The sequence below is a fragment of the Sporolactobacillus sp. CQH2019 genome (assembly GCF_028765345.1).
Lineage (GTDB): Bacteria > Bacillota > Bacilli > Bacillales > Sporolactobacillaceae > Sporolactobacillus.
The window spans coordinates 253,783-270,630 of the sequence record NZ_JARAJZ010000003.1; the positions used below are offsets into that span (position 1 = coordinate 253,783).

General features: G+C 51.8%; 14 protein-coding genes. All 14 read left to right on the forward strand.

Annotation, left to right across the window (positions count from 1 at the left end; all coding sequences use genetic code 11):
• The first annotated feature begins 1 nt into the window (after nucleotide 1).
• The 14 genes from prfB (at nucleotide 2) to OYT88_RS05960 (ending at nucleotide 16,738) form a co-directional block, all read left to right on the forward strand.
• Nucleotides 2–1,100 (forward strand): peptide chain release factor 2 gene (prfB, locus tag OYT88_RS05895; protein WP_274398562.1). Its coding sequence is split into 2 segments (ribosomal slippage): nucleotides 2–64 and nucleotides 66–1,100, totalling 1,098 coding nucleotides; the frame shifts between segments, so codons are not numbered across the junction.
• Between the two features lie 207 nt (nucleotides 1,101–1,307).
• On the forward strand, nucleotides 1,308–2,204 hold the full coding sequence (locus OYT88_RS05900) for a YitT family protein (RefSeq protein WP_274398564.1): 897 nt from the start codon (nucleotides 1,308–1,310) through the stop codon (nucleotides 2,202–2,204).
• A gap of 581 nt (nucleotides 2,205–2,785) precedes the next feature.
• Entirely contained in the window at nucleotides 2,786–3,472 is a 687-nt protein-coding gene (gene ftsE / locus OYT88_RS05905) for a cell division ATP-binding protein FtsE (RefSeq protein ID WP_274398755.1), read from the forward strand.
• Nucleotides 3,462–4,355, forward strand: a complete 894-nt coding sequence (ftsX, locus tag OYT88_RS05910; RefSeq protein ID WP_274398565.1) for a permease-like cell division protein FtsX — start codon at nucleotides 3,462–3,464, stop codon at nucleotides 4,353–4,355. The genes ftsE and ftsX overlap by 11 nt, the downstream gene beginning before the upstream one ends.
• A 141-nt stretch (nucleotides 4,356–4,496) precedes the next feature.
• Nucleotides 4,497–5,960 carry a S41 family peptidase gene (locus OYT88_RS05915; protein WP_274398567.1) on the forward strand — a complete coding sequence of 488 codons (1,464 nt, stop codon included), beginning with the start codon at nucleotides 4,497–4,499 and terminating at the stop codon, nucleotides 5,958–5,960.
• 300 nt (nucleotides 5,961–6,260) lie between these two features.
• On the forward strand, nucleotides 6,261–7,463 hold the full coding sequence (locus OYT88_RS05920; protein ID WP_274398568.1) for a PDZ domain-containing protein: 1,203 nt from the start codon (nucleotides 6,261–6,263) through the stop codon (nucleotides 7,461–7,463).
• Nucleotides 7,464–7,773: 310 nt separating this feature from the next.
• On the forward strand, nucleotides 7,774–8,070 hold the full coding sequence (locus OYT88_RS05925; RefSeq protein ID WP_274398569.1) for an AbrB/MazE/SpoVT family DNA-binding domain-containing protein: 297 nt from the start codon (nucleotides 7,774–7,776) through the stop codon (nucleotides 8,068–8,070).
• Between the two features lie 156 nt (nucleotides 8,071–8,226).
• Entirely contained in the window at nucleotides 8,227–10,197 is a 1,971-nt protein-coding gene (gene uvrB, locus OYT88_RS05930) for an excinuclease ABC subunit UvrB (RefSeq protein ID WP_274398570.1), read from the forward strand.
• Nucleotides 10,198–10,204: 7 nt separating this feature from the next.
• Nucleotides 10,205–13,087 (forward strand): excinuclease ABC subunit UvrA, encoded by a 2,883-nt coding sequence (gene uvrA, locus OYT88_RS05935; protein ID WP_274398572.1) that lies wholly within the window; start codon nucleotides 10,205–10,207, stop codon nucleotides 13,085–13,087.
• A gap of 152 nt (nucleotides 13,088–13,239) precedes the next feature.
• Nucleotides 13,240–13,434 (forward strand): PspC domain-containing protein, encoded by a 195-nt coding sequence (locus OYT88_RS05940; RefSeq protein ID WP_274398573.1) that lies wholly within the window; start codon nucleotides 13,240–13,242, stop codon nucleotides 13,432–13,434.
• Complete coding sequence (locus OYT88_RS05945; RefSeq protein ID WP_274398574.1) at nucleotides 13,435–13,818, forward strand: phage holin family protein; 384 nt, start codon at nucleotides 13,435–13,437, stop codon at nucleotides 13,816–13,818. It begins immediately after the preceding gene.
• A 318-nt stretch (nucleotides 13,819–14,136) separates the two neighbouring features.
• On the forward strand, nucleotides 14,137–15,057 hold the full coding sequence (gene hprK / locus OYT88_RS05950) for an HPr(Ser) kinase/phosphatase (protein WP_274398575.1): 921 nt from the start codon (nucleotides 14,137–14,139) through the stop codon (nucleotides 15,055–15,057).
• Nucleotides 15,058–15,095: 38 nt separating this feature from the next.
• On the forward strand, nucleotides 15,096–15,902 hold the full coding sequence (gene lgt / locus OYT88_RS05955; protein WP_274398577.1) for a prolipoprotein diacylglyceryl transferase: 807 nt from the start codon (nucleotides 15,096–15,098) through the stop codon (nucleotides 15,900–15,902).
• Nucleotides 15,903–16,204: 302 nt separating this feature from the next.
• A complete protein-coding gene (locus tag OYT88_RS05960; RefSeq protein ID WP_274398579.1) occupies nucleotides 16,205–16,738 on the forward strand; it encodes a DoxX family membrane protein in 534 nt (177 codons plus the stop codon).
• The last annotated feature ends 110 nt before the right edge of the window (nucleotides 16,739–16,848 follow it).

The following is a 16,848-nucleotide window of genomic DNA, read 5'->3' on the forward strand; positions in this document are numbered from 1 at the left end:
TATGGATTTGCCGGAAATGAAGCACGAAATCGATGAGATGGAAGGCCGTCTCAAAGAATTTAGGGGGTCTCTTTGACTTAGATAACAAAAAGGCCCGAATCGCCGAACTGGAAGAAAAAATGACGATGCCCGGTTTCTGGGACGACAATGAAAAGGCTCAGAAAGTGATCGATGAATCAAACGATCTGAAAAGCAAAGTCGACAGTCTGGGCGAATTGGAATCGAAATTTGAAGATCTGCAGGTTGCATACGAATTGGTCAGGGAAGAGGAAGACGCCGATCTTAAGAATGAATTGGAGCAGTCGCTGTCGGAAGCACGCGCAGCGTTCAACCGTTATGAAACGCAGCTGCTGCTCAGCGGACCGCACGATAAAAACAACGCGATTCTTGAACTGCATCCTGGCGCCGGCGGCACGGAGGCTCAGGATTGGGCGTCGATGCTGCTGCGCATGTACACGCGCTGGGCGGAGAGCAAAGGATTCACGGTCGAGACTCTGGACTATCTGCCGGGCGATGAAGCCGGCGTGAAAAGCGTGACACTTCTGATTAAAGGCAAAGATGCTTACGGCTACCTGAAGGCGGAAAAAGGGATCCACCGCCTTGTCAGAATTTCGCCGTTTGATGCGGCCGGGCGCCGCCATACGTCATTCGTTTCATGCGAAGTCATACCGGAGATTGATGACGATATTGATATCGAAATCAGGCCGGAAGATCTCCGCGTCGATGTTTTCCGATCAAGCGGCGCCGGCGGGCAGCACATCAACAAGACTTCATCCGCCGTCCGCATGACGCACCTGCCGACCGGCATTGTCGTCAGTTGCCAGTCTGAACGGTCGCAATTTCAGAACCGGGACCAGGCGATGAAAATGCTGAAAGCGCGGCTGTATCAATTGGAAGAAGAAAAACGGGAAGCGGAGAAGGCTGCGCTTCACGGCGAACAGAAAGAGATCGGATGGGGCAGCCAGATCCGTTCCTATGTCTTCCATCCCTATTCGATGGTCAAAGACCACCGGACAAACGTGGAAATCGGAGATGTCAATCGCGTGATGGACGGCGATCTCGATCCGTTCATCGATGCTTACTTGCGGCTGCATCTCTGAATCGTACGAAAACATCAGTAGAGCAGACAAGGCCGCCTTATGAGTGCACGTTCAGCTCAGGGCGGTTTCTTTTTTATGCTAAACTGAAGGAATACACTGATTTTTTAAAAGATGAGCTGCCGGATAAGGAGCGCGCTTTGCGCAGTGAGAGTTTTCTTGCGGACAATGGAATTCGGGTTTACCGGTTTGGGATGAAGGAGATTGATTATGGATTTTTTATGGAAAAGGGACAAACACGCCGCTGTCTCCCGCGGGCGGATAGCGGCCGTGTCGGATTATTTGTACGTTCTGATCGGATCGGCAATCGTCGGGATCGCGTTTAATGTTTTCCAGCTGCCGAACCGAATTGCAGCCGGCGGAGTGAGCGGCATCAGTATTATTCTGCATTGGACGCTCGGCTGGGAGCCCTCTTTCGTGATTTGGGCGATCAACATACCGCTGTATATCGGCGGGGTGCTGATACTTGGCAAAAGTTTCGGCTATCTCGATTATGCGCTGAAGACATTATTGGGCACACTGTTTCTGCCGCTTTCCGTTTTTCTGACGGCGGATTGGCCGCCCGCAACGAACAATCCGCTTCTCGGCGCGTTGTTCGGAGGAATCGGCGTCGGTCTCGGACTGGGCATCGTTTTCCGCGGCCGCGGATCGACCGGCGGCACCGCGCTGGCCGGTCAGGTCATTCAGCGCTTTTCCGGGCTTTCGATCGGCCTTTGTGTCTCGGTTATTGACGGACTGATCGTCCTTTCGTCCGCCTTCTTTATTTCGCTGGAATCGGCTCTGTATGCTTTGATCAGTATCTATCTGCAGGCCAAAGTGATCGATGTGGTACAGATCGGATTCAATACGGAGAAGCTGGCACTGATTATCTCGGATAAAGAAGACGAGCTGCGACGCAGCATTTTGCAGGAGATTGACCGCGGCGTAACCAGGATCATCAGCCAGGGCGGATTCACAGGTGACAACCGCCCGATGTTGATGACCGTCGTTTCGCGGGATGAGCTGACCCACCTTAAACAGCTCGTTCATTCGGTCGATCCGGAATCTTTTTTTATTATCGCCAACGCGACGGAAGTGTTCGGTAAAGGGTTTTATAAACGCCGCTGAGGGTGCAGCGGATCGGCGAGATTCATCGGCATCATCAACGGGGGAAGGTTCGAGGCTCGTTATTAGGCGGCGCCGGGAGCGCTGGAAAGGGAGCGGCGGCTATCGGATGCGGGGAAAACGTTTGAAGATCAGGCAAGAAAAACCTTCATTCCTGATTGATCCGGCCTTTATTCCATTCATTAATAAGCCGATTGGCCCGATCTGCTTTTTTCCGACGACTCTCTCCGTGATCGCCCGGATCCCGATCCGTTCCCTTTTACGCTCATCGGCCTCGTACATTTGAAATTTAAATGTAATAATTTTCATAGGGAATACGTCGGATATGAATGGTATAATGGAAAATGATTCAAAATGATTATCTGTCATTTTATACATAAGTTGCATCGTGTGTCACACGGTCCGTTGCTTTTTTATGACCGTATTTTTTGGCGTGTACTCTGAATCGTTCACTCAAGAAGATAGACCGACTTAATTTTCACACGAGTGCGAATGCTATCTTAATGGAAACAGTTCGGCGGTTTATCGCCGGTTCAGTCAAAATCAATCAAAATGATTGCGGGGGAAACAGCAGAATGGACGACATGATTTTGATGCAGAATGTCTGGAAAGCTTATCCAAACGGCGTGATGGCGCTGAACGGCATCGATCTGTCCGTGAAGCAGGGAGAGTTTGTCTATATTGTCGGTCCGAGCGGGGCCGGAAAATCTACATTCATAAAAATGATCTTCAGAGAATTGAAACCGACAAGAGGAAAGATTTTCGTTAACCATAAAAATATTGCTACGCTCAGAGAACGGCAGGTCCCTTATTTCAGGAGGAAAATCGGTGTTGTTTTTCAGGATTTCCGTCTGCTCCCGAAATTGACGGTTTATGAAAATGTCGCGTTTGCGCTGGAAGTCATTGAGGAAGATCCGGAAGTGATCAAAAAGCGGGTAATGGAAGTGCTCGATCTTGTCGGGCTGAAGCATAAGCTGCGTTCTTTTCCCGATCAATTGTCCGGAGGCGAGCAGCAGCGCGTGTCGATTGCCCGTTCGATCTGCAACAGACCGCCGGTTCTGATTGCCGATGAACCGACGGGAAATCTTGATCCGGAGACGTCCTGGCAGATTATGGAGGTCTTTACGCGGATCAATGAACAGGGGACAACGGTCGTTATGGCGACGCATAACAAGGACATCGTGAATCGGGTCAGGCACAGAGTCATTGCGCTCGAAAGCGGCATGATTGTCCGGGATGAGCAGGAAGGTGAATACGGCTATGAAGCCTAGGACACTGAAGAGGCACATCAATGAAAGCTTTAAGAGCCTTGCCCGCAACGGCTGGATGACCTTCGCATCGGTGAGTGCGGTGACCGTGTCGCTCGTCCTGGTCGGATTGTTTCTCATGGTCATGTTTAATCTGAACAAAATCGCCGGAGATATCGAAAACGATGTACAGGTACGCGTCTACATCGACCAGTCCGCGACAGGCACGCAGCAGAATCAGCTGAAGAGCAATCTCAAGCAGGTCAAAAATGTCCAGTCGGTCACGTTTCAGTCAAAACAGCAGGGACTGAACAATCTGCTGCAGAGCATGGGCAGCGACAAATCGACTTTTCAGGATCTGCAGAAGCAGAATCCGCTGCCCAATGTTTTTATTCTGAAAACGAGCCGCCCGGAGCAGACCGTTCAGGTTGCACAGGAAGTCAGAAGCCTGCCGTATGTTTCCGATGTGCGCTACGGCAAGGGAACGGTTGAAAAGATGTTTCAGTTTGTCAGCATCGCGAGGAATGTCGGGATTGTTTTGATTATCGGGCTCCTGTTTACCTCCGTTTTTCTGATTGCCAATACGATCAAACTGACGATTGTGGCAAGGCGGCGCGAGATCGAAATCATGAAGCTCGTCGGTGCCACCAATGCCTTTGTCCGCTGGCCCTATTTTATTGAAGGACTGATTATGGGAATACTTGGTTCGATCATTCCGGTTATTCTTGTTATGATTGTTTATCATTTTGCCTATTATAATCTTGGAGGCAGCTTATCTCAAATGTTCATCAGGTTGATTCCTTATCAGACGATGACAAGCAATCTCAGCCTGCTGCTCATCGGGATCGGAGCGGCAATCGGCGTCTGGGGCAGCCTGAATTCGGTGCGCAAATTCCTCAAAGTCTGAACTAGGTGAAAGCCCGGAAGGCGTCGATGTTCTTTTTTGGACAAAAGGCCGCTGATGCTGTATGATCACGGTCGCTCAGGTTATTTATCGCCCGGATGATTCGGGCGGACTGGGCGACTGAGTTGGAGGAGGCAGTTTTTTATGAAAAAATTCAGCGGCAAAGTCGTCGCTTTGCTGATGGCGGTCTCGCTGATCGTCGGGGCGGCGGGGTCCTATGCGGTATTCAGTTTTATCAATAGAAACAACCCCGTTTCCGTTCCTGCATCGTCTGCTGTTTCCGGTTCTACTGCAGTTAGCAGTGAGGCATCGAAAGTGCAGGCGATTCATGATTTGATCGAAAAGGATTATTTTCAGAAAATAGACAGCCAGAAGCTGTATGACGGTGCAATTAACGGTATGATCCAGACACTCGGCGATCCCTTTTCGAGTTATATGAGCGCTCAGTCGGCTTCCGATTTCAACCAGTCTCTGTCTTCTTCTTTCCAGGGTATCGGTGCCGAAGTTCAGATGGTCGGCAACAAGATCAGCATCGTGTCGCCGATAAAGGGTTCTCCGGCCGAGAAAGCAGGACTCAGGCCGAATGACCAGATTGTCTCGATCAACGGCCGGTCTACCGACGGGATGGATGTCAATCAAGCCGTTGCCAAAATCCGCGGAAAAAAAGGGACGACGGTTAAGATCGGGATCAAGCGCAGCGGGGTCAGCAATGAACTGATGTTTTCGATCAAGCGCGACGTTATTCCGATTCAGACGGTCGACAGCCGGATGATCAAGCAGAACGGCCGGCCGATCGGATACATTGCGATCACTCAATTTAATGAGAATACGGATAAAGAATTTTCCAAGGCACTGACGTCGCTTCAGAATCAGAAGATGGAAGGGCTGATCATTGATGTCCGCGGCAATCCGGGCGGCTATCTTCAGGCGGTGGAGAAAATCGCCAATCTGCTGATTCCAGATAACAAGCCGGTCGTCCAGATCGAAGACCGTCAGGGTAAAAAACAGCCGTTCTATTCGACTCTTAAAACCAAAAAGAGTTATCCGATTGTCGGCCTGATCGACGGCGGCAGCGCCTCCGCCTCAGAGATTCTGGCCGGTGCGCTTCATGAAGCGGGCGGCTATCCGCTCGTCGGAGTCAAGTCGTTCGGCAAGGGAACGGTTCAACAGGGCATCGCGCTGTCCGATAACAGCGAACTGAAGCTGACCACCGATAAATGGCTGACTCCGGACGGAAACTGGATTCACAAAAAAGGCATTCAGCCGACCGTCGCAGTTCAGCAGCCGGCCTATTTCTTTGCCAGCCCGCTGACATTGAAAAACGGACAGACGCTGAAGTATGATCAGACGGGGACGTCTGTTGCCGACGCGCAGCAGATGCTTGTCGGCGCCGGTTTCGATCCGAAACGGACGGACGGTTATTTCAGCACCAATACGGAACTGGCCGTGAAAGCTTTCCAGCAATCGGCGGGGCTGCCTGTCACGGGCACGATTGATCAGAAAACCGCGGATGCGCTGCAAGCAAAAACACTGGCCGCGATTACGAACCCGAAAAATGATCTCCAGCTTAACGCGGCGATTCAGGAAATCGAAAAGGCCGTTAAGTGAACGGGAAAACGGATAGAACGCGTTCAGAAAAATCATTCGAATAGGAAAGAGGCAGGATATTTATGTTTTTTTTGTGAATATCCTGCTTCTTCTTTTTTGGCTGATCCTGCTTTCGACTCATTTTTAAGCCGGCTGACACAGGGGAGAAAGTCCCGGGGTTTCGTCCCTGTCTTGTATTCACCTGTTTTTGCCACAGAATTTATTTCCGAAAGGAAGGAAGTTTAGTTCACAGATCATATGCAATTGCTGTATTCTTAACATATCGGGAATTTCTATTTGATCGTTTTGGGGGAATTGCGGATGGGTGACGTCATACGTTCGATACTTCTGGGGATTGCTTCGTTTTTCTATAATCCCGTATTTTATTTACTGGTTCTGGGCCTGTTCCTGTTCAGCATTCAGCGGGTCAAGCGGGAACGGCTTTCGTTTCATATTAAGGCTTACGGGATGTTCAACACGGTATTTGCGAGCGTGGCGCCGAGCCTGATCATGGGGGCGTTCGGTTCAGCGTTGCTGCTCCTGTCCGGGACCGCTCTGCCGGCGGGAGTGATCGTGCTGCTCTCGTGTGCCTATCTTTTGATTATGCTGACCACTCAGCTCCGCTTTCTTTCGCCCGCAATCGCGGGCGGGGCGGCAATGATCGTAGCTTATTGGCTCCCCAATATCAGAACACCCTATCCGCTTGTTAACGGGTGGATTGACGACATCCGCGGCGTCGACTTTTTTTCCTTCGGCATTTTTCTTGTTACGGGGCTCCTGATTGAGTGCCTGCTCGTGTACGGCTGGGGCGCGCGGCAGACTTCGCCCCGTCTGATCGACAGCCGGCGCGGAAGCAAGGTCGGCGCCCATGAAGCGAGCGCACTGTGGATTGTTCCGCTGTTTTTTCTTGTCCCGTCCGCAGGTCCGGTCGGATCGATCGGGCTGTGGCCGTTTGTATCCGGCTCCGGGCATTCGTTCGGCTTCGCGCTATTTCCGCTTGGCGTCGGAATCGCTCAGCTGATCACGCATACGCTCCCGAAACGGGCCGTCCGCACCACCGGCCATTGGCTTCTTGTGAATTTTTTTGTCACCGGACTCTTTGTCGGCCTTTCTTATCTGTTTCACCTTCCGCTTCTTGCCGTTATCGGAGGCGCTCTGGCCCTGATCGGCCGGCTTGCCCTGATCGGATATCATCATTATCTGCGGGAGAAACGGCCGTTCTATTTTATCAGGCCGACAAAAGGTATCCGCGTGGTCGGCGTTATTCCGAACTCGCTCGGCGACAGGATGGGCATCAGGCTGGGGGAGGAGATCCTTCGTGTGAACGATCAGGACGTTGTCGGCGAATATGATTTTTACGAAGCGCTGCAGCAACGGGCCGCTTACTGCAAACTGGAGGTGATCGACCGCTTCGGGGAACCGCGTTTCGCCAAGGGGCCGATCCATCAGGATGACGGACACCGAATCGGACTGCTTTTTCTTGAAGCCGAGGAATGGCTGGATAATAGAAAGACAAAAGCGTGACCGAAGCATCGAATACTATTTTTGGAACAGGATCCGGCAGCGGAGGCCGCCCGTATCGATTTCCAGCTTTTCAGAAAAAAGTATGGAATTCGGCTTTGAGAGGTGCGCTGCCCGCAGGTTCTGAAAGCGAGATCCGAGGCGGCCGTCCCGTGCCCGGATGTTCCAATTTTTTAATGTTACTGTCAGACCGAAGGCACTGTAAAAAAAATTCGAACGACAAAAGAGTTATCATTGATGAATTTTCTTTTATTGTGCTATTCTTGATTTAAGTAGCCTACTAAATTAAGAGAAGGGAGCCAAAATATAACAGATGAAATCAACCGGAATTGTACGAAAAGTCGACGAGCTCGGCCGTGTTGTGATACCAATCGAGCTGAGAAGAACAATGAATATAAAAGAAGGCGATCCGCTGGAAATTTTCACCGAGGATGATCGCATTATTTTTAAAAAGTATGTTCCGAGCATGGCCTGCTTGATCACAAACGAAGTATCGCCCGACAATCTTGTTCTGGCGAATGGCAAACTGATTCTGAGCCGAAAAGCTGCCAAGGCCGTTGTCCAGGAAATTGAAAAATATATCGGTGCGGATGCAAAGTCCGATTCCTGATTTTGATAACGGCCGGAACGTTTCCATGCGATGTGTGGAGACGTTTTATTTGTCTATGAAAATAATTTTAGAATATCTGTTCGTATCATTTGCCTTTTATAAAGTGTCCTGTGGTATACTTTGAGTAACGATTCATGCCAATTGGAGGGCAGACGAATGGATTTTCAGCTTGTATCAGATTACAAACCGCAGGGAGATCAGCCCGCGGCGATTCGCGAGCTGGTGGAAGGAATCAGGCACGGGAAAAAGCATCAGACTCTGCTCGGAGCAACCGGAACAGGCAAGACGTTTACCATGTCCAATGTGATTGCCGAGGTCAAGAAGCCGACGCTGGTCATCGCCCACAATAAGACGCTTGCCGGCCAGCTTTACAGCGAGTTTAAAGATTTTTTTCCGAATAATGCGGTCGAGTATTTTGTCAGCTATTACGATTACTATCAGCCGGAAGCGTATATTCCGCAGACGGATACCTATATAGAAAAGGATTCAAGCATTAATGACGAAATCGATAAACTGCGGCACTCGGCTACCAGCTCTCTGTTCGAAAGACGCGATGTCATTATCGTAGCGAGCGTTTCGTGCATTTACGGGCTGGGTTCTCCTGAAGAATACAGTTCGCTTGTTGTTTCGCTGAGGCCCGGGATGGAAAAAGACCGCGACGCGATGCTGCGCGAACTGGTCAATATCCAGTACACGCGCAATGACATCAATTTCAGCCGCGGAACGTTCCGGGTGCATGGGGACGTTGTCGAAATTTTTCCGGCCTCGCGGGACGATCACTGTATCCGCGTTGAATTTTTCGGCGATGAAATCGAGCGCCTGACCGAGATGGATCCGGTGACGGGGGAAATTGTCGGCGAGCGGGAACATGTCGCCATCTACCCTGCGTCCCACTTTGTTACGGGACAGGAGAAAATGAAACGCGCCATTACGAATATTCAGGATGAACTGGAGGAAAGACTGAAGGAGCTGCGCGACAACGGAAAACTGCTGGAAGCACAGCGCCTTGAGCAGCGGACACGCTATGATCTGGAGATGATGGAGGAAGTCGGATTCTGTTCCGGCATCGAAAACTATTCCCGTCATCTGACGTTTAGAAAAGCAGGCGAAGCGCCTTATACGCTGATGGATTATTTTCCGGAAGACTTTCTGATTATGGTGGATGAATCCCATGCCACGCTGCCTCAGGTCAGGGCGATGTACAATGGCGATCAAGCACGGAAAAATGTGCTTGTGGAGCATGGATTCCGCCTGCCCTCGGCCAAGGACAACCGTCCGTTAAAATTCGAGGAGTTTGAGGAGAAGGTGAACCAGATCGTCTATGTCTCGGCAACGCCGGCCGACTACGAACTGGAGCACTCGGGAAAACCGATTGAGCAGATTATCCGTCCGACCGGGCTGCTGGACCCGAAAGTCGAAGTGCGGCCGATCAAGGGGCAGATCGACGACCTGCTTGATGAGATCAATCTTCGTGTGAAACATGGGGAGCGTGTGCTGGTTACAACGCTGACGAAGAAGATGGCCGAAAATCTGACCGATTATCTGAAAGGAATGGGTGTCAAGGTACGCTATCTGCATTCGGAAGTCAAGACACTGGATCGGATCGAAATCATCCGCGACCTGCGCCGCGGCGAATTCGATGTACTGGTCGGCATCAACCTGCTTAGAGAGGGCCTGGATATTCCTGAGGTTTCGCTGGTTGCGATACTGGATGCGGACAAGGAGGGTTTCCTGAGGTCCGAACGCTCGCTGATTCAGACGATCGGACGTGCGGCGCGCAATGCGGAAGGCAAGGTGATCCTCTATGCGGACCGCATCACCGATTCGATGCGGACGGCAATGGATGAAACCGCGCGCCGGCGCAAAATTCAGGCGGCGTTTAACCAAGTTCACCACATTACTCCTCAAACCATCAAAAAGGCGATACCGGAACTGATCCAGGCAACCTATTCCGTGGAGAGCGGCAACGGCAGCGGAAAGAAGAAAAAACGGAAACTGACGAAGTCCGAGCGTAAGAAAACAATCGTCAGCATGGAACAGGAAATGAAAAAAGCGGCAAAAACACTCGACTTCGAGCGAGCTGCCGAACTGAGGGATATTATCTACGAACTGAAGGCGGAGGGATAACGGGCCTATGGTGTTGGAAAATATTGTTGTTAAGGGCGCACGCGAACACAATCTGAAAAATGTCAATGTGACGATCCCGCGGGATAAGATGGTCGTCATTACCGGCCTGTCCGGTTCCGGGAAGTCCTCGCTCGCCTTCGACACGATCTATGCCGAAGGGCAGCGGCGCTATGTGGAATCGCTGTCCGCATACGCCCGCCAGTTCCTTGGCCAGACGAATAAGCCGGATGTCGACGCAATTGAAGGGCTGTCGCCGGCCATTTCGATTGATCAGAAGACAACCAGCCATAATCCCCGGTCGACGGTCGGAACGGTCACCGAGATTTATGATTATCTGCGCCTGCTGTTCGCACGCGTCGGCCACCCGTTCTGCCCGAATCACGGGATTGAGATTACCTCGCAGACAATTGAACAGATGGCGGACCGGGTGCTCGCTTATCCGGAACGGACGAAACTGCAGATTCTGGCGCCGATTGTATCCGGAAGGAAGGGGACCCAGGCCAAAGTCTTCGAGGAGATTAAGAAAAAAGGGTATGTCCGCGTCCGTGTGGACGGCGAGATGCGTGAAGTAGCTGATGAAATAAAACTGGAAAAAAATAAAAAGCACAACGTCGACGTCGTGATTGACCGGATCATTCTCAAACCGGGGATCGAAGGGCGGCTGTCCGATTCGCTCGAAGCGGCGACCGGGTTATCGGGCGGCCGGGTTGTCGTCGATATCATCGGCGGAGAAGAGCTGCTTTTTTCCGAACAGCATTCCTGTCCGTACTGCGGCTTTTCCATCGGCGAGATGGAGCCGAGACTGTTTTCGTTTAACAGTCCATTCGGGGCTTGTCCCGACTGTGACGGCCTCGGCTCAAGAATGGAAGTGGATCCGGATCTGGTGATACCGGATCCGGACAAGTCGCTGTCGGACGGCGCCATCGCGGCGTGGGAACCGACGAGCTCGCAGTACTATCCTCAGCTGCTGCGGGCCGCCTGTTCCCATTTCGGGATCGATATGAATGTGCCGGTCCGCGATCTTCCCAAAGATCAATGGAAGATCATTCTTTATGGAGCAGGGATGGAGCGCATCCATTTTCATTATGAGAACGAGTTCGGCGACGTTCGTGATAAGGACATGTATTTTGAAGGGGTCATTCCGAATATCGCCCGCCGCTATCGGGAGACGGCCTCCGATTTTACCCGTGAACAAATGTCGGAGTACATGACGCAGAAAGCCTGCCCGTCCTGCCACGGCTATCGTCTCCGCCCGGAAGCGCTGGCCGTGAAAATCGGAGGCAAGCACATCGGCGAGGTGACGGAACTTCCGATCAGAGAATCATTAAAATTTTTTGATTCACTGAATCTGACTGCGAAGGAGCAGTCGATCGCCCGCCTGGTTCTGCGCGAGATTAAACAGCGCACTCAGTTCCTGATCGATGTCGGGCTGGATTACCTGACATTGAGCCGTGCCGCCGGGACGCTCTCGGGCGGCGAAGCGCAGCGCATCCGTCTGGCGACGCAGATCGGTTCACAGCTGATGGGGGTGCTTTATATCCTGGATGAGCCGTCGATCGGCCTGCATCAGCGCGACAATGACCGGCTGATCCGGACGCTGCTCAATATGCGTGATCTCGGCAATACGCTGATCATTGTCGAACATGACGAAGATACGATGCTCGCATCGGATTACATTATTGACGTTGGTCCGGGCGCTGGGGAACACGGCGGGCAGATTACGGCGCAGGGTTCGCCGAAAGAGATCATGGAGAATGAGCATTCGCTGACCGGGCAGTACCTTTCCGGGAAGAAATTTATTCCCATTCCGCGGAAACGGAGAAAAGTCACAAAACGGGCGATCAAAGTTGAAGGTGCCGGTGCCAATAATCTGAAGAATATTACCGTCAGTTTTCCGCTCGGCGTCATGACCGTTGTCACCGGGGTTTCCGGCTCCGGAAAAAGCACCCTTGTCAACGAGGTTTTGTTTAAGGCGCTTGCCCAGAAGCTGAACGGCCGCCGGGAAGCGCCCGGCGAATTTAAGCGGATCCGGGGGATCAAGGAGCTTGACCGGGTCATCCAGATTGATCAGACGCCGATCGGCCGCACGCCGCGTTCCAACCCGGCAACCTACACGGGTGTATTTGATATGATCCGCGAGGTGTTCGCCGCCACGAACGAGGCGAAAGTAAGAGGTTATAAAAAAGGCCGTTTCAGCTTCAACATAAAAGGCGGGCGCTGCGAAGCATGTACCGGAGACGGGATTATCAAGATTGAGATGCACTTTCTGCCCGATGTTTATGTACCTTGCGAAGTCTGCCACGGCAAACGTTATAATCGCGAGACGCTTGACGTAACCTATAAAGGAAAAACAATCGCCGATGTACTTGACATGACCGTGGAAGAAGGACTGGAGTTCTTCAAAAATGTGCCGAGGATCAAACGCCGGCTGGAGCCGCTTTTTGCAGTCGGTCTCGGCTATATCCGTCTCGGCCAGCCGGCAACAACGCTGTCCGGCGGCGAGGCGCAGCGGGTCAAACTGGCGTCCCAGCTCTACAGGCGGACGAAGGGGCGCGCACTCTATATTCTGGATGAGCCGACGACCGGGCTCCATACCGACGATATAGCCCGGCTGCTTGCCGTTCTTCAGGAACTGGTCAACAGCGGCGACACCGTTTTGATCATCGAGCACAATCTTGATGTGATAAAATCCGCGGATTACCTAATCGATCTCGGACCCGAAGGCGGCGACGGCGGAGGCATGGTCGTAGCCTCCGGCACACCGGAACAAGTGGCTGAAATTCCGGAATCGTATACAGGCAGGTATTTAAAGCCGGTTCTGGAAAGGGATCGGAAACGAATGGACGACCGTGCCGGTAAACCGGAGCGCACGGCCGAGAAGGCGCGCTGAAAAAGCGCCTCGCCCGCTCCGCCCGAAACAAAAATCGGCCGATTGCTCCGGGAATGTGAATCTTTTTTTGAAATCATTAGATTCCGCTTGTTATTCTGTATTCCGAGAGGTTATAGTTAAATTACGGCGGAAAGCGACAGGAGGAAAGTGCTATGCATAAGAGGCTGTTTCGCTCGGAAAGTAATCGGATTGTCGGAGGTGTTCTCGGCGGCATCGGTGAATATTTTAATATTGATCCAACGGTGATCCGGATCGCTTTTCTCATTCTGGCTTTGGCGACGGCTGTTTTTCCTTGTCTCATCGGCTATTTTCTGGCCTATTTCATCATTCCGGAACAGAAAGTGTGAATGCGTTTGTTGAACAAGTGGTTTGCCAATACTTTGCTCAATATTATCATCAATATGATTATCTTAATGACGCTGGCAGGCTATCTGCATACGATGGTTCACATTTCGGGTATCGGTACTGCGTTTGCGGCGAGCGTCATTCTTTCCTTCCTGAACGCCTTTGTGCGTCCGGTGCTGATTCTTTTTTCACTCCCGGCCACGGTTCTGACGCTGGGCTTTTTTATTTTCATCATCAATGCGCTGATGCTTTATCTGACATCGGCCATCATTGGGCCCGGTTTTCAGATCGACGGATTCGGAAGCGCGCTGATCGTGGCCATCATCATGGCTGTCTGTCAGCTGATCATTCAGACTTTTATTATCAAACCGCTCCGGCGTAAGTAAGCATTGCAGGAGGAGCTTTGCTGTGTATAAGGCAGGGTAAAATTATATTTTCACATCGCAGCGGCTCATTTCGCATCGGAAAACGACGATGAGCGGGAACAGACGGAAAACCTGCGGGAACGCCGGGCCGGGCAGCCCGGCGCAATCGGAGACAGCGAAGGAGGGTAAAAAAATTTTCTCGCCGGTATGTACGCTTTTGCTGCGGCGGAATTTACGCTTTCGGAGTGCAGGCCGGCCTGGCCGGAGTTTACGAATGCCGCTCAGGTGCACGATGAAGAAAGAAGCGGGCCCAATGGGGTCCGGCAGCAGATATCGCTTATGAATAAAGTGCGCGTCAGTGAACTGATTGAACATTTTGATCTTAAACTGGTAAGCGGCGAAAAAGGGATCGAACGCGAGATTATTGTCAGTGATATCTCGCGGCCAGGTCTTGAGATTGCCGGCTACTTTACTTACTATCCGAGGCGCCGTCTGCAGCTGCTCGGACGGACCGAGCTTTCTTTTTTTAACGAACTGAGTGTGGATGAACGTTACAAGCGTACGTCTCAGATCTGTACATCGCAGACGCCGTGTATTGTCATCTCGCGCGGTATCGAAGTGCCTCAGGAATTTATCACTTCGTCGAACAAACGGAATGTTCCGATTCTGCAGTCGAAGATGAAGACAACGCGGCTGAGCAGCATGATTACTAATTATCTGGAATCCCGGCTGGCGCCGATGACGGCCGTTCACGGCGTCCTTGTGGATGTCTACGGCGTCGGGGTGCTGATTACCGGCGAAAGCGGCGTCGGGAAAAGCGAAACGGCGTTGGAGCTTGTGAAACGCGGGCACCGGCTTGTTGCCGATGATTCCGTCGAGATTCGTCAGGAGGGGGAGTCCGAGCTGGTCGGAAGCGCTCCGGAGCTGATCCAGCATCTTCTGGAGATACGCGGCCTCGGCATTATTAACGTCATGACATTGTTCGGTGCAGGGGCGGTCCGCAACTATAAACGGGTTTCTCTTGTTATTCATCTTGAGCTCTGGGATCAGGACAAAGTATACGACCGGCTCGGGCTGGACGAAGAAAAAATCAAGCTGATTGACACGGAAGTGCCGAGGCTCGTGCTGCCGGTCCGTCCCGGCCGAAATCTGGCCGTTATCATCGAAGTTGCAGCGATGAACTATCGGCTGAAAAACATGGGCTACCATGCGGCCCAGCAATTTTCGGATCGGTTAAATGATACGCTGCATGAACGCTAGAACAGTGATGAACATATAACTCCGGGGTGAAAAAAGAGATGGGACAGACAATTGAACCCTTAAACCGGGTCGCTGTACAGCTGGGGCCGGTCCATATCTACTGGTACGGCATTATTATCGCGGTGGGCGCGCTGCTCGGGCTGCTTCTGGCCATGAGAGAAGGAAAAAAGCGCGGGCTTCCTGAAAATACGTTTATTGATCTGATATTAGTCGCAGCACCGATTGCGATCATCTGTGCGCGCATTTATTACGTGGCCTTCGAATGGTCATACTATGCGCAGCATCCGATCGAAATCATTGCCATCTGGAACGGGGGAATCGCTGTATACGGGTCGCTGATCGGCGGTGTTGCGGCAGCGATCGTTTTCTGCGCGGTGCGCGGGCTGTCCTTCTGGAAAGTGGCCGATATCGCGGCGCCGAGTGTCATTCTCGGCCAGGCGATCGGACGCTGGGGCAATTTTATGAATCAGGAAGCCCACGGCGGGCCGACCACCCGTACCGTACTGGAAAACATGCATCTGCCGACTTTTATTATTAATCAAATGTATATCAACGGCACTTACTACATACCGACTTTTCTCTATGAATCGGTCTGGGATTTTATCGGATTTGTCCTTCTTCTTATTTTAAGACGAGTGAATCTTCAGCGCGGCGAACTGTTTATGTCCTACGTTATCTGGTACGCCATTGGCAGAAGCTATATTGAGGGGCTGCGCACGGACAGTCTGATGCTGGGGCCGCTGCGTGTCTCTCAATGGCTCGCCTGGATACTGATTGTTGTAGGGGCAGGTCTGATTCTCTATTGGAGGCTCAGAAAAGAAAAGCGTCCGCACTATTTGGACTGAGATTGGCTGCGGGACCGATATAAAGAACGGCCTGCCGGGTTTTATTCATGCGTCGGCCGGCCGCTCTTTTGCTTCGTTCTGCTAATGATCAAAACTCTCAGGGCCGAACTCATTTGTATCATATCTGCAGGTTAACAAACTTTGAACATCAGAGCATTTGGACGGAAAATGGCAGCAATATGTGATTGATGTCACATTATCCTGCGGTCAAGAATTGTATAAAGTAAGTGGGTGATAAAAAGACACCTGTTGGTGCTTTCCCTAATGTAAGCGTATTCATTCCGGCGAGGGGGGAAAAGAAAATGGTGAATTGGTTGCGCACGAGCAAAACGTCTTCAGTCATTCTCCTCATTTTACGTCTCTGGCTCGGCTGGTCATGGTTTACCGCCGGAGTAGAAAAAGTATTCGGCGCGCCGCCGTTCAGTGCGGCCGGCTACTTGAAGAATGCGGTCGCCCATCCGGTGACCGGACCGGCGGGAAACGTGCTCTATGCTCCGTTTAATGCGTTTCTGAGTCACGCAGCACTCCCGGGAGCAGGTCTTTTCAGCTTCCTCGTAAAGTGGGGCGAGCTGCTGATCGGATTGGGACTGATTCTTGGGACACTGACAACGGCTGCCGCGTTTTTCGCGCTGCTCATGAATTTCACCTATCTTTTTGCCGGAACCGTTTCGAGTAACCCTCTTGATATTCTCATCGGTATGTTTATTGTTTTCGCGGGTTTCAACGCAGGTAAACTGGGCGTCGACTACTGGGTTATTCCGTGGATCCGCAGAACAGTAAGCGGCTGGTTCCATAAACCGGAACCGACAGATATGGATACAAAGGCAGCGTCTTAACAAAAATAATGAGTGATTGATTCATTCCGCTAAGCTGCTGCATATCGCAAGGAACAGTACACATCAGCGGCCCTCTTCCGGAACGCCGGGGAAGAAGGCCGTTTTTCGTT